At 62.6% G+C, this 12,939-nt stretch carries 9 protein-coding genes, 1 tRNA gene, 1 other RNA gene and 1 pseudogene; 3 read left to right on the top strand and 9 right to left on the bottom strand.

Annotated elements, in window-relative coordinates:
* Position 1: 1 nt before the first annotated feature.
* The 4 genes from BJI47_RS06380 to phoU all read right to left on the bottom strand — a co-directional run bounded on the left by BJI47_RS06380 (position 2) and on the right by phoU (position 5,546).
* Positions 2 to 2,266: a DNA polymerase III subunit gamma and tau gene (locus tag BJI47_RS06380; RefSeq protein ID WP_088942954.1), complete on the bottom strand. Its 2,265-nt coding sequence runs from the start codon at positions 2,264 to 2,266 to the stop codon at positions 2 to 4.
* A 54-nt stretch (positions 2,267 to 2,320) separates the two neighbouring features.
* Positions 2,321 to 4,243, bottom strand: coding sequence for a helicase-associated domain-containing protein (locus tag BJI47_RS06375; RefSeq protein ID WP_088942953.1), 1,923 nt, complete (start codon positions 4,241 to 4,243; stop codon positions 2,321 to 2,323).
* Complete coding sequence (locus BJI47_RS06370) at positions 4,240 to 4,815, bottom strand: HhH-GPD-type base excision DNA repair protein (RefSeq protein WP_088942952.1); 576 nt, start codon at positions 4,813 to 4,815, stop codon at positions 4,240 to 4,242. The genes BJI47_RS06375 and BJI47_RS06370 overlap by 4 nt, the downstream gene beginning before the upstream one ends.
* Before the next feature lie 77 nt (positions 4,816 to 4,892).
* Positions 4,893 to 5,546: a phosphate signaling complex protein PhoU gene (phoU, locus tag BJI47_RS06365; RefSeq protein ID WP_088942951.1), complete on the bottom strand. Its 654-nt coding sequence runs from the start codon at positions 5,544 to 5,546 to the stop codon at positions 4,893 to 4,895.
* Positions 5,547 to 5,697: 151 nt separating this feature from the next.
* Here phoU and BJI47_RS06360 point away from each other — a divergent pair.
* Positions 5,698 to 6,024: pseudogene (locus BJI47_RS06360) on the top strand (YnfA family protein).
* Between the two features lie 26 nt (positions 6,025 to 6,050).
* Here BJI47_RS06360 and BJI47_RS06355 read toward each other — a convergent pair.
* Together BJI47_RS06355 and BJI47_RS06350 are read right to left on the bottom strand one after the other, a co-directional pair.
* Positions 6,051 to 7,358: a lipase family protein gene (locus tag BJI47_RS06355; protein WP_088942950.1), complete on the bottom strand. Its 1,308-nt coding sequence runs from the start codon at positions 7,356 to 7,358 to the stop codon at positions 6,051 to 6,053.
* A 154-nt stretch (positions 7,359 to 7,512) separates the two neighbouring features.
* Entirely contained in the window at positions 7,513 to 8,184 is a 672-nt protein-coding gene (locus BJI47_RS06350) for a TetR/AcrR family transcriptional regulator (RefSeq protein ID WP_088942949.1), read from the bottom strand.
* Positions 8,185 to 8,290: 106 nt separating this feature from the next.
* On the opposite strand from BJI47_RS06350, the gene BJI47_RS06345 reads away from it, so the two are divergent.
* Positions 8,291 to 9,814, top strand: coding sequence for an MFS transporter (locus BJI47_RS06345; RefSeq protein ID WP_088942948.1), 1,524 nt, complete (start codon positions 8,291 to 8,293; stop codon positions 9,812 to 9,814).
* 49 nt (positions 9,815 to 9,863) lie between these two features.
* Here BJI47_RS06345 and BJI47_RS06340 read toward each other — a convergent pair whose 3' ends face one another.
* Both BJI47_RS06340 and ffs read right to left on the bottom strand, forming a co-directional pair.
* Positions 9,864 to 11,150 carry an aminotransferase class I/II-fold pyridoxal phosphate-dependent enzyme gene (locus tag BJI47_RS06340; protein WP_088942947.1) on the bottom strand — a complete coding sequence of 429 codons (1,287 nt, stop codon included), beginning with the start codon at positions 11,148 to 11,150 and terminating at the stop codon, positions 9,864 to 9,866.
* A gap of 49 nt (positions 11,151 to 11,199) precedes the next feature.
* Positions 11,200 to 11,294, bottom strand: an RNA gene (ffs, locus tag BJI47_RS06335) — signal recognition particle sRNA small type.
* A 95-nt stretch (positions 11,295 to 11,389) separates the two neighbouring features.
* Here ffs and BJI47_RS06330 point away from each other — a divergent pair.
* A tRNA-Ser gene (locus BJI47_RS06330) sits at positions 11,390 to 11,474 on the top strand.
* Between the two features lie 229 nt (positions 11,475 to 11,703).
* On the opposite strand, the gene BJI47_RS06325 is transcribed toward BJI47_RS06330, so the two are convergent.
* Positions 11,704 to 12,882, bottom strand: coding sequence for an IS30 family transposase (locus BJI47_RS06325; RefSeq protein ID WP_217808487.1), 1,179 nt, complete (start codon positions 12,880 to 12,882; stop codon positions 11,704 to 11,706).
* Between the last annotated feature and the right edge of the window lie 57 nt (positions 12,883 to 12,939).

The raw sequence follows: 12,939 nt of genomic DNA, 5'->3' as shown, positions 1-12,939 counted from the left end.
CTCACTCCTTCAGAGGAGTCCCGCCCAGCTGCGTTTGAATCAACTCCAGCGCGACCGTATCCGGATCACGCCTGATCGATGGGTCCGCGGGCTCTGCGGCCGCCTTCATTAGCTCTTCCTCGTCCTCAGCGGTTTCCGGTGGTGGCGGACCGGCCGGCTCGGGGTCGTCAGGGTAGTCCGGCGCTTCAGGTGGCGGAATATCGTCGTACACCGAGCCGTCTCCCGCCGATCCGAAGGCATCATCGGTCGTTCGCGGCACCTTGTTGCTCTGGCTCGGTCGTGAAAATTTCATCGACGGGGCTTTCGGCGTGTCGGGACCGTCCTTCGATACCGCGGACTCTTCGACGGGTGCGGTCGCACCCACCACGCAGGTAACCGTCCAGTCGACACCGAACACATCACGCAGTGCGTCTCGTATGACGTCGGCGTTTCGCGGTTCCCCCAGCCGCTTGGCCAGCGGGGCCGAGTCGTGGCCGAGAGTGATCGAATCCATGTCGACGGCGCGCACCGACGCTCCGGACAGCATGACCTCGACCGTACGGCTGCGCTCACGAACCTTGGTCCTGACCTCGGACCACACGGCACGTACCGCCGCCGCGTCGGGCTTGTTCGACGCGGCGGGAGTCGGCTCGGGCTCCGACTCGGGCTCGGGCTCACTGACAACGGGCTCGCTGACAGCTGACGGCTCGAGCTTCGATTCAGCCTTGTGCTCTTGCTCCGGCTGCGGTACCAGAACCGGCTCGGGCGGTGAAGGCGACTCGTGGCTGGTGGCGAGCACAGGCTCCGCACTCGGCTCGGGCGCTGGGTCCAGCACGTGGACCGGTTCGGGCTCCGACTGTGATTCCGGCTCCGGCTGTGGTTCCGGATCCGGCGTCACGATGGGCTTCGGCGCAGGCACGGTCACCGAAGGCGGGGACGGGGTAGGTGCAGCAGCGTCCGCAGGCACGGCTGGCGTAGGTGCCTCTGCCACAGGCCGTTGTGATGGGCGAACGAACTTCGACGGAGTGTCCTCCACCGGCACCGCTGGTGCCGACGTCTCGACCCGCCTCGGAGCTGCATCTTCGACGCCCGCAGCCCGATCGACCGCGGCTTGTTCACCAGCAGGAAGGGTCACGTCGAGACGTCGTTCCAGTCGCTCGAGACGTTGCAGTACAGCAGATTCGGCATCGGAAGCGGAGGGCAGAAGCATGCGTGCACACATCACCTCCAGGAGAAGTCGCGGTGCAGTGGCCCCACGCATCTCCCCCAATCCGGAGTGCACGATTTCCGCGTATCGCGCCAAGGTTGCCGATCCGATGCGCGTGGACTCTTCGCGGAGTCGTTCGAGCACGTCGCCCGGGACGTCGATCAGACCGCGTTCTCCGGCGTCGGGCACGGCGCGCATCAGGATGAGGTCGCGCAGCCGCTCGAGGAGGTCGGTGGCGAACCTGCGTGGATCGTGACCGGCATCGACGACCTTGTCGATGGTGCCGAACAGGGACCCACCGTCGCCTGCAGCGAGAGCATCGACCGCTTCGTCGATCAGCGCGACATCGGTGACTCCGAGCAAGGACAGCGCCCGGGGGTACGTCACACCCTCCGGACCTGCGCCCGCGAGGAGCTGATCCAACACGCTCAGCGAATCACGCGGCGATCCACCTCCTGCACGGATGACGAGCGGAAACACCGGATCCGCGACGATCGCGTTCTCCTGCGCACAGATCTTTTCGAGCAGTCCGCGCATGGTCGACGGGGGCAGCAACCGGAACGGGTAATGGTGCGTGCGTGAGCGAATGGTCGGCAGCACCTTCTCCGGCTCGGTGGTGGCGAAGATGAAGACCAGATGCTCCGGCGGCTCCTCGACCACCTTGAGGAGCGCGTTGAAGCCCGCCGTGGTCACCATGTGAGCCTCATCGATGATGAAGATGACGTAACGAGACTCGGCGGGTGCATACACCGCTTTGTCCCGAAGATCACGGGCATCGTCGACGCCGCCGTGACTCGCTGCGTCCATCTCTACGACGTCGAAGTTGCCTGGTCCACCCGGCGCGAGCGCGACACAGGAATTACACACCCCACACGGTGTGGAGGTAGGGCCCTCGGCGCAGTTCAGCGAACGCGCGAGGATGCGCGCCGACGACGTCTTGCCGCAGCCACGTGGGCCGGAGAAGAGGTAGGCGTGGTTGATTCGGTTGGAGTTGAGCGCCACACTCAAGGGCTCGGTGACGTGCTCCTGCCCGACAACCTCAGCGAACGTCGCAGGACGGTACTTCCGGTAGAGAGCCACGCCGAAAGGGTACCGGCGAACGCCGACATCGGCGTCGATGGCCCAGTCTCGAGTTCACAACAGCGGCGCGACGACCATCCGGACATTCGAGATCTCGATACTCCGCCTGGTCTGCAACCGTTCCGACCAGGCATGCAACGTACCGGAATCGAGGAGGATGTCACCGATCGTGTCCTTGACGATGCCCATGCCCGCAGTAAGTACATCGACCGTCACCTCGGTGCCGAGCGCGATAGCTCCGGCGAGGGCGTCGGCATCTCTGGTCGGGAGGTGATGAACGGTCTTCACACGCGCGGCCAATCGGGCTACATCGACCTCGACCGGATCACCTGTCACCAGAGCGCGCGCCAACACACCGACATCGGTGCGCTGCGGCGAAATCGGAATGATGCGGGGCTGTAGTGGTCGAGGTGCCACCCGGGCCACCTCGGTCGGTGCGAAGTCGCCGGTGAGCACTGGGGCGTAGCCCGCAGACCGCAACGCGTCGAGCACACCGTTCGTCGGTATCGACGGGGCCAGGATAGTGTCCGTGCACCTTTCGGCCTCGAAAAGTGCACGCGCGTGAATCTCGGCGATGAGCGCGGTATCTCGAGACTCGATACGCCCGGACACCCCGTCGACGGTGATTGCCCCGTGCCTGCGCACGACGTCACGGATCAGGTATTCGAGCGACTGTGGCACTTCGGTCGATGCGGTTGCAGCCAGGGATACGAGCAGTTCTTCGCCGGAACCACCTCGATCGAGCCAACCGCGGATGGACCGGTCGCTGAACCGCCAGGCCGACGCAGCGCCGCGCGATTCGCGGGTGGCCGATCCCGTGAGGAGCAGTGAAACACGTTCGCTCACAGGTCCGGACACCACGGCAGTGAGATCGGGCAACAACCGCACTACTGATTCTGCTCGGTGGACGAGCTGGTGCACGGCGGGTGCAACTACCGTCCCATCGACGGTAGCTCCCATGCTTCCGAGCAGTCGTGACAAGTCCGTCGGAGCACCGTCGACGATGATCCCGAGTGCGGATGCCTCGCGCCACACCGCCGCAGCATCACCGGGGTTCGCCTCGGCCGCGAACCGGGGCAGGTTCCACACTGTGTAGTTCACAGCCGAGTCGACGTCGAGAAAACCACCGTCCGGGATCGAGTCGATCATGCGTCGACGAAGCACGGCCGTCGACGGATTCGGGGCAATCCGACCGAGTATCTGGGCACGCGTACCGTTCGCTTGGAAGGAATTCGTCGCGGCACCCTCCGACCACCACCACGCTTCCACGATTTTCGTGTATTTCGTTGCCCGGTCCATCGATTGCCATTCGCCGTACTCGGTCGTGCATCGCAGTAGAGAGGTGCGAGCTTCGACGAGACGCAATTCGCCTACGAGACCGAGAACCAGTTCGACGTCGTCGACATCAGCGCCGACGCCTTTGGCAAGTGCCCGAACCTCGCGGCTCCCCACTCCCCCCGCTCTGGCCGCTTTCACAGCGCCTGCATCGACTTCCACGAGCACTGCTTCGACGAGGTCGCAGAAACCTGCCACCGCAAGTTCCTGTGATCGCACATTCGCGGCACCTCGCTCGACCATGACGGGCCGCGATGCGTCGAGGAGCGCATGCAGATTCAGGCGCTCGACGTCGTCGACAATGCACGCGTAACCCTCACCGACCGGCGAGCAAAGCCCGAGATCGATCAGCGATCCCACCGCGCGATCTACATCGGCCGTCGTGCAATCGATCCCCTCCGCGACCGCGATGCCGAGGTCCGAACGCGAGATCGATTCGCTTCCAGCGAGAATCACGAGCAGTGACAGGGCACCCACGTCGAGTTCACGCATGGCAGCATCCAACGATCGATCACGCCGCAGAAGGTGGGCAAGTGCGGCATACGTGCGCGGTGGCGGATCGAGCGCCACGTCGGGACGCATCTCGAGAAGACGGGCCAGCGACGCCTCGTCGATACTCTCGAGCCAGTGCTCGTACGTCACTTGTTCTTTGCTGCTGCCTTGGCTGCCCTCTTGAATTCGCGGACTTCGAGGAGCGACTTCTCATCGACGACATCGGCGATCGACCGCCGCGATCCCTCGTCCCCATACGCGCCTGCAGCCTTGCGCCACCCGTCGGGCGTCACTCCCATCTGCTTGCCCAGCAACGCGAGAAAGATACGGGCCTTCTGATCTCCGTACCCCGGCAAAGCCTTCAGCCGCTTCAGTACTTCGGGGCCGTCAGGACTGTCACGGCGCCAGATCTGATCCGGCGTACCGTCGTAGTTCTCGACGAGGTATTCCGCGAGTCCTTGAATACGTTTGGCCATCGAAGCCGGAAAGCGATGTACCGCAGGCGTTGTAGCGCACACGGCCGCAAACTCCTCCGGGTCGGCCGTCGCGATCGTCTCGACCTTCAGATCCCCCAGCCGGTCGACGAGTTTCTTGGGACCGGCGAACGCCGACTCCATCGGAACCTGCTGATCGAGAAGCATTCCGATCAACAACGCGAAAGGGTCCTCGGCGAGCAGCGCATCGGCTTCTGGGTCGCCGACCAGGTTCAGAGTAGGAGACATGACTCCGATCCTGCCACGCGGGAAGAAATCACGTTATCGAGTCCAGTGCGGTGTCGGCGTCCACCGGCAGTGGTCGGCTAGGTCTCGTCGGATCGAAATTCACCGGTGACGAGGAAGATCACCCGCTTGGCAACCTCGACAGTGTGGTCGGAGAACCGTTCGTAGAATCGGCCGAGCAACGTGATGTCGACGGCAGCGGGGATCCCGTGCGGCCAACCCGGTGCCGACGTCAACGTGAACAAGCTCCGGTGGAGTTCGTCCATCGCTTCGTCCTTGGTCTGCAGCTCGGTAGCCAGTTCGGCGTCACGGGAAAGCAGAACTTTGCGCGTCGAATCTGCCTGTTCGACGGCGACGCGCCCCATCTCGGCGAACACACTCTCCACCTCGACCGGCAGTACGTGTGCAGGGTGCCTGCGTCGAGCGAGCTCGGCGATATGGATGGCCAGTTCCCCCATGCGCTGGAGATCGGCGACGATGTGAAGTCCACTGACCATGATTCGCAGGTCCAGTGCGACAGGCGACTGCAACGCGAGGACACCGAAGGCTTGGTGCTCCCAGTCTGCTGCAGCTCTGTCGATTGCTTCCCTGCCGGAGATGGTGTGTTCCGCGACGGCGAGATCCGCGGTCAGCAAGGCCCTGGTGGCCGACTCCATCGCAGCATCGGCAAGTCCGCACATCGATGCAAGATCGGCTGCGAGGGTACCCAGGGTGACGTTGTACTGCTCACGCATGGGTCACTTACCTCCGTTGGGCTTACTCGATTGACCTCGATCGGTCATGATCATTTGCCGCCGCCCCTCGCTGTGAACATATCCTTCACCCCTTTACCCGAGCGTGGATACTCCTACACTTCGGAAAACATATTGCACTTCGGCAAACATATTGCACTTCAAATCCATCCTGTTGTTCGGCGTCGCCGCGGTGCTGGAGATCGGCGGGGCATGGCTGGTGTGGCAGGGAGTCAGAGAGCACCGCGGATGGATCTGGATCGGCGCAGGCGTCATTGCGCTCGGTGCGTACGGATTTGTCGCGACGCTGCAGCTTGAAGCCAACTTCGGCCGCATCCTCGCCGCATAGGGCGGTGTCTTCGTCGCGGGATCGCTCGCCTGGGGAATGATTGCCGACGGCTTCGAGCCGGACAAGTGGGACGTGACGGGAGCAGCACTCTGCCTTCTCGGCGTCGCCGTGATCATGTACGGTCCGCGCTGACAGCGCACGGACCGTACGAGATCACCTCAGCAATTCGACGGCGCTGAGACCCCATGGAAACGATCTTTCATCCAAGTCTGCGCTTCGCCGAGTCCGAGTAGATCCGGGATCAAGTGTCCTGCACCCGATCCCGGCACGATGGCCGGAACCTGCGCACTGCTGAGCTGAACGGTTGCACCCTGACTGCACCAGTCGGCGGCCAGCTGTACAGCCTGGCCGTGCGGGACGATGTCGTCGGAAGTGCCGGATTGGATGAGCACGGGTGCGTCGAGCGTGCGTTCGCCGATCTTGTTGGCCGCCAATATCTCCTGGGCCCTGGGTAGCCTGTCGAGAACAACCGACATCGGTTCGCCGGTGTTGGTGTACTCCTCTGTGCGATGGAGCCCGACCGTCAGAATCGTATCGCCGACACACTGATCCGCGACCTCAGTCAACATCGCCTGGCCCGCCCCGTTGATGTTCTCGTCGAGGATCTGACGCAGATCGGGGTCGGATTCGAGCAAACCGTTGAGCGTGTACCCGATAACGCCGGTGAGAATGGTGCCGTCCACCTGTTCGAGTGTCGACTTCAGATCAGCAGGCGGAGCACCCGCATACGCTCCGACGATGTTCAGTTCCGGCGCGTACTCGGATGCCAGTTCTGCGCCGGACGCCGCCGCGCCTCCACCCTGCGAGTAGCCGTACAGCCCGACGGGTCCATCTGTGGAAATCTTTGTGCCGGAGAGACTTTGCGCTGCCCGAGCCGCATCGAGAACCGCATGCCCTTCGGCAGCGCGGTTGACGTAAGTATGCGCACCCGGGGTGCCGAGTCCCTCGTAGTCGGTGATGACGACGCCATACCCCTGAGAGAGCAACACGTACGCGGCGAGCACCTCGTACTCCACCATGGCGTCGAACGGTGGCGTGTAAGTGATGAGGTTGTTCAACATCTTCGATGGCGCACACTGGTCGCCCTGCCCCTGCGTACCGGGTGCGAGACTCACGAGCGGTCGCGGACCTGGGCCGGTCCAGTCTGCCGACGGATCGATGTAGGTACCCGTCACTGCAATCGGATTATCGTTGGAGTCCTTGCTGCGGTACATGATTCGAGTCGCCTCGCCGGGGAGCGCCCCACCGATCGTGGGCACCGAAATCGCCAAATGCGAGGGCTCGGAGCGAAGTACTTCCCCTGCATCACCGTCGGGCAGCGGGCTCGGAGGCGTGTAGAAGTCGGACTCCACTGTCGATCCGGTCGATGAACCCGATGGCGGCTGAGCCGACGCCAAGGGCGTCATCGCTGTTGCTGCCAACAGAACGGCTCCGACGGCCGGCCCGACTACCCGTGACGCTTGCATGCATTACCCCCATAGGTCCACTGTTGCCGCCGTTCATTACTAGGCAGTAGCAACACTTGTGACGGACCATACGTGATGCACAGCACAGGTGGAAGACTGGTGGTTGAGCCCACCGTCCTCTTGCGAGAATCCTGTGAACATTCACAACGACGAATCAGCGGCGACGGCGATGCATTGCAGCTTTGGCCGAGTCGAGCTCGACTCCGGTGAGTGCACGGCCAGGTAGAGCGGTCGCCGCACCGGGTTTGGATCGGAGCCCGTCGAGAACCACGGTGAAATAGCGGCGCCAATTTCCGGCGTCCACCGCCGAGGTGAATTCGGCACCTGTGGAGACCATGCCGATCAGTGGAAAAATATCGTTGACCTCGACGTCGGCGCGGAGCTGACCCGACGCCTTCGCACGGAGGACGATCTTTTCGACGAAGGGCTCGAGCCGTTCGCGCACCTGCGCGATCCCCTCACAGCCCTCGTCTGTGCCGAGTACGACCTCACCGAGACCCCGGTCCGCGGTCATCCCTTCACACAATTGATCGAGGAACGCGACAAGGCCCTCCCACGGGTCGGATGCGGTCAAGGCCTCCTCGGCAAGCACGACCATTTCCTCGAGCCGTTGCTCGAAGACACCATCGATGAGCTCTTCTTTGCACGAGAAGCGCCGATAGACGGTACCGACGCCCACCTTCGCATGATCGGCTACATCGTCGAGAGTGATGTCGATGCCACGCAATGCGAACAGCTCCCGAGCTGCCTCGACGATGCGCTTACGGTTTCGTTCCGCGTCAGCCCGAAGCGGCTTCTTTGCCCCTGTGTCGGCTTTCACACTCATTGAATGTCCGTTTCACCCGATAAGCGGAGGACTACCCTCCGCTTAGCTGCTACCTTTGGTCGATAACCGGAGAGTACACCTCCGCATAATCGACAGAAGGACGATCATGACCGCATTGTCTTCGGACAGCGTCGAGGCATCGACGTCACCGCCCTCGGCAGAAACCGCTGAAGCCAAATCGCATCGCGTTCGCTGGCTGGTTCTCGCCACCCTCGGCCTAGCTCAGCTCATGGTCGTTCTGGACGCAACCATCGTGAACATCGCGCTACCCGCGGCCCAGCTCGACCTCGGCTTCGACAACAGCAACCGCTCCTGGATCATCACCGCATACGCGCTGGCCTTCGGAAGCCTCCTGCTCCTCGGCGGACGACTCAGCGATTTGTTCGGTCGTCGCAACACCTTTCTCATCGGACTCGTCGGGTTCGCACTGATGTCCGCGGTCGGGGGCGCATCGGTGAACTTCGGAATGCTCGTCGCAGCTCGCGCAGGCCAGGGCGTATTCGGTGCACTACTCGCACCGGCGGCACTGTCGCTGCTGGCAACCACGTTCACGAACCCGAAGGAACGCGCAAAGGCATTCGGCATCTTCGGTGCCATCGCCGGTGGCGGTGGCGCGCTAGGCCTGCTGCTCGGAGGCATATTGACCGAGTGGGCGACCTGGCGTTGGAGCCTCTACGTCAACCTGATCTTCGCCGGGGTGGCGTTCGTCGCCGGATTCATCCTTTTGGCCAAGCATGCGGTCACCACAAGGCCCAAGCTCGACATTCCGGGAACTGTCACCGTCTCGGCCGCGCTGTTCGCAATCGTCTACGGTTTTGCACACGCAGAATCCGACGGTTGGGGCAACACGGTCACCCTCGCGTTCCTCATCATCGGCACAGCACTGCTCGGAGTGTTCGTCGTTCTGCAGCAACGCGTCGAGCATCCGCTGCTGCCACTGCGCATCATCCTCGACCGGACACGCGCCGGGTCGTTCCTCGCAGTTTTCGTCACCGGTGCAGGCATGTTCGCGGTATTCCTCTTCCTCACGTATTACATGCAGAGCACACTCGGCTACACACCGATCACCACCGGATTCGCATTCATGCCGATGATCGGAGCGTTGATCCTGACTGCAACCGTGTCGACGGGAGTGATCCTGCCGCGGTTCGGCCCCCGGGTCCTGATGACAACTGGCCTGCTGGTTGCCTCGGTCGGAATGGGTCTACTGACTCAGATTTCGTTGGACAGCACCTACACGACTCATATTCTGCCCGGCCTGATCATCATGGGCCTTGGGCTCGGCGCCTCCATGGCTCCGGCCTTTCAGAGTGCGATCTCCGGGGTAGACCTCGACGACTCCGGTGTCGCCTCTGCCACGGTCAACACCATGCAGCAGATCGGCGGCTCGATTGGTACGGCACTACTCAGTACCATCGCAGCGAGCGCCGCAGCCACGTATGTGACAGACAACGCGGCCACGGCATCGAGTGCGGCAGCACTACAGGCCAACGCCGAACTCGCCAGCTACACAACGACGTTCTGGTGGGCGAGTGGAATCTTCGCGCTGGGCGCGGTCATCACGGGGTTCCTGTTGCGACCGGGCCTACTCGCCGAAGCGCCCGAAGGCGCGGTAGTGATCGGCCACTGAGAGACTTCGTCGCAGGTAAATGGAATACGTCCACCAGGGCGTATTCCATTTACCTGTCGAGGAGCTTTTCGGTCGCTGCAAGCAAAACGCAGGTCGCGACCCCATCCATCGACTTCTCGAGATCATCCAAAGACGGGAAGCTCGGAGCGAGCCGGATGTTTCGGTCCTCGGGATCGTTTCCGTACGGGAATGCCGAACCCGCTCCCGTCAACGCGATACCGGCGTTCTTCGCCAAGGCGATCGAGCGGGCCGCGGTACCTTCGAGCACGTCGAGGGAGATGAAGTATCCACCCTTCGGCTCCGTCCAGGACGCGATCTTCGACGCCCCGAGCCGATCTTCGAGGATCTGACCGACAAGCGCGAACTTCGGTGCAAGGATGTCCCGGTGCTTTGCCATGTGGACACGGACACCGTCGGCGTCGCCGAAGAACCGCAGGTGCCGAAGCTGATTCAGTTTGTCCGGACCGATGCTCTTCTTACCCAAATGCTTTTGGTACCAAGCGAGATTCTCGTCCGAGCTGCCGAAAAAACTGACGCCCGCACCGGCGAACGTGATCTTCGACGTCGACGCCAATACGAACGGACGGTTCGGATGTCCGGCTTCGGCCGCCCACCCGAGAATGTCGTGGGACGGGGCGAATTCTTCCACCAGCGGATGCACGGCGTAAGCGTTGTCCCAGAACAGTCGGAAGTCTGGGGCGGCAGTCGGCATGGATGCCAACGCTCGCACTACTTCCTCGGAGTACACCGCCCCCGTGGGGTTCGAGTAATTCGGAACCGCCCACATGCCCTTGATCTGCGGATCCGACGAGACGAGACGGGTGATCTCGTTGATGTCGGGACCATCGGGAAGCATCGAGACTGCGATCATGTCGATGCCGAAGCTCTCGGCGATTGCGAAGTGCCGGTCGTACCCGGGTGCCGGGCACAAGAAGCGAATATTGGGCTCGGCCGACCAAGGCCGCGGCGAATCGGGAAGACCGTGCAGCAGGGCCCACACAACCAGGTCGTGCATGATTTCGAGGCTCGCATTGTTGCCGGCCAGAAGATTCTTCACCGGAATGCCGAGGATTTCACCGAAGATTGCTCGCAACTCGGGAAGACCTGCGAGTCCGCCGTAGTTGCGGCAGTCGGTTCCGTTGCCATCGCGGTAATCCTCACCGGGAAGCGTCAGCAGACCGGCAGCAAGATCGAGCTGCTCGGGCGACGGCTTCCCTCTGGTGAGGTCGAGTGCGAGGTTCTCATCTGCGAGCTGCTGGTACTTGGCAGACTGACGCTCGTTCTCGGAGACGAGCTCCTCATGGCTCATCAACCCCATTTGGGTTTGCGCTGGCATGTGGAGCTTCCCTCTCGGTGTCGGGGCTCGAAATCTGGTCCCTTGAAAGTAAAGGGGACCCCGCGCACCCGGCAGAGCCCATTGACCCTTGCTGCCTTCCGGCCCTGGGGGAGTTCACAGGATGCGCGCCGCGCGGGATCCATTGAAGAGTGTAACCACACTGGCGGCCACGCCGGTTCGGTGGCCCTCATCGGGGCCCGTTTGGGATCTGGAGGGGGTTATCCGGTACGCTTCCACACGGAGGATTCGCCTAGTGGCCTATGGCGCTCGCCTGGAACGCGGGTTGGGTTAACGCCCTCAGGGGTTCAAATCCCCTATCCTCCGCAGAGAAGCCCCTGCAACCGGTTGGTTGCAGGGGCTTTCTTCATATCGGTGCAGGTCCGCGTTCTCCGTCTCCTACGCATTCCGACATTCGATCCCCGACGAGGGGGTCCGCCGTCGAGGTGCCGGAGTCTTCCGATCGCCAGAGAAAGGCGCTCGCCCAGTTGGGTGGCGAGGTCTGACGGTGCCGCACCCATCGCTTGAATGAACCATTCATACGATCAGGGCGGTTTCAAGTGGTTGTTGCAACGACTAACTCGTTGATCACTTTTGCTGGTGATTTCCAGCCTAGTGTTTTCCGGGGGCGGTCGTTGAGTTCAGCGGCGACCGCTTGGAGTCGTTCGGCGGTGTGCACGGACAGGTCGGTGCCTTTTTTGAAGTATTGCCGCAGGAGTCCGTTGGTGTTTTCGTTCGTTCCGCGCTGCCAGGGACTGTGGGGGTCGCAGAAGTAGATTGCCATGTCGGTGGCCATAGTGATTTCTGCATGCCGACGCATTTCGAGACCTTGATCCCAGGTCACCGACTGTTTGAGTACCGCAGGCATCGACCGGATTGCCTCGATCATCGCGTCTCGGACGGCGTCGAGATTGTGCGAGTGCGGCAGGTGGAGCAGCATGGTGAACCGTGACGTGCGCTCGACGAGGGTGCCGATCGCCGATTTGTTGCCGGCACCGAGGATCAGGTCGCCTTCCCAGTGCCCGGGTACTGTGCGGTCTTCGACGTCGTCGGGTCGTTCGGAGATCAGCGTTTTGTCGGGGATGTGATGAGCGTTGCTGGGTACCCGGCCGTGTTTGCGGCGATGCGCCCGCCCGGTCCGTAGTGCATCGGCGACTTCGGCTTTGAGTTCGCCTTTGGCTTGGACGTAGATGGCGTTGTAGATCGTTTCGTGCGACACGTGCATCTCCGGTCGATCGGGGTAGTCGATCTTCAGTGTCGCCGAGATCTGTTGTGGTGACCACTTTTTGCGGAGTCTGCGGACGACTTCTGTGCGGAGCTCACTGTTGCGGTCGGCGAGTTTCGCGGCCTTGGGTCGGCGGGCGCGTGTGTCCGCTCGCTGGTGTGCGGACACTGATCGGTAGGTGCCGCCAAGGTTGGTGTTGCGTTTGAGTTCGCGGGAGACGACGGACTTGTGACGTCCGATCAGGTCGGCGATATCGGTCTGGGTTAGTCCCATCGCGGTGCCGATCGCGATTTCCTCTCGTTCGGCTTGCGAGAGGAATCGTCCGCTGGGTTCGGGCCGGACCCGTTTGGCCCCGCGGACGATTCCTGCCTTCTGATCTATCCACCGCTTGCCGGTGGTGCGGCTGACGCCGGCAGCGGCCGACGCGTGGATCACTGAAGCACCCGAATCTCGCATGGCATGGAACTTAGCGACTACTTCTGCGCGATTCGGGACAACACGTCGTGGCATCTGCTCGACATCTCCTCAGGTCAGGAGCTGTGTTGCAACGACCACTTGAGATTGCCC

The sequence above is a fragment of the Rhodococcus sp. 1168 genome (assembly GCF_002091955.1).
Lineage (GTDB): Bacteria > Actinomycetota > Actinomycetes > Mycobacteriales > Mycobacteriaceae > Rhodococcoides.
The sequence above is the reverse complement of the archived record's forward strand: the minus strand, read 5'-3'. Positions and strand labels throughout refer to the sequence as shown.

Bases quoted from the DNA above. Each gene is read 5' to 3' on its own strand.
- BJI47_RS06370 (WP_088942952.1), bottom strand. From the start codon at position 4,815: ATGTCTCCTACTCTGAACCTGGTCGGCGACCCAGAAGCCGATGCGCTG.
- phoU (WP_088942951.1), bottom strand. From the start codon at position 5,546: ATGCGTGAGCAGTACAACGTCACCCTGGGTACCCTCGCAGCCGATCTT.
- BJI47_RS06355 (WP_088942950.1), bottom strand. From the start codon at position 7,358: ATGCAAGCGTCACGGGTAGTCGGGCCGGCCGTCGGAGCCGTTCTGTTG.
- BJI47_RS06350 (WP_088942949.1), bottom strand. From the start codon at position 8,184: ATGAGTGTGAAAGCCGACACAGGGGCAAAGAAGCCGCTTCGGGCTGAC.
- BJI47_RS06345 (WP_088942948.1), top strand. From the start codon at position 8,291: ATGACCGCATTGTCTTCGGACAGCGTCGAGGCATCGACGTCACCGCCC.
- BJI47_RS06340 (WP_088942947.1), bottom strand. From the start codon at position 11,150: ATGCCAGCGCAAACCCAAATGGGGTTGATGAGCCATGAGGAGCTCGTC.
- BJI47_RS06325 (WP_217808487.1), bottom strand. From the start codon at position 12,882: ATGCCACGACGTGTTGTCCCGAATCGCGCAGAAGTAGTCGCTAAGTTC.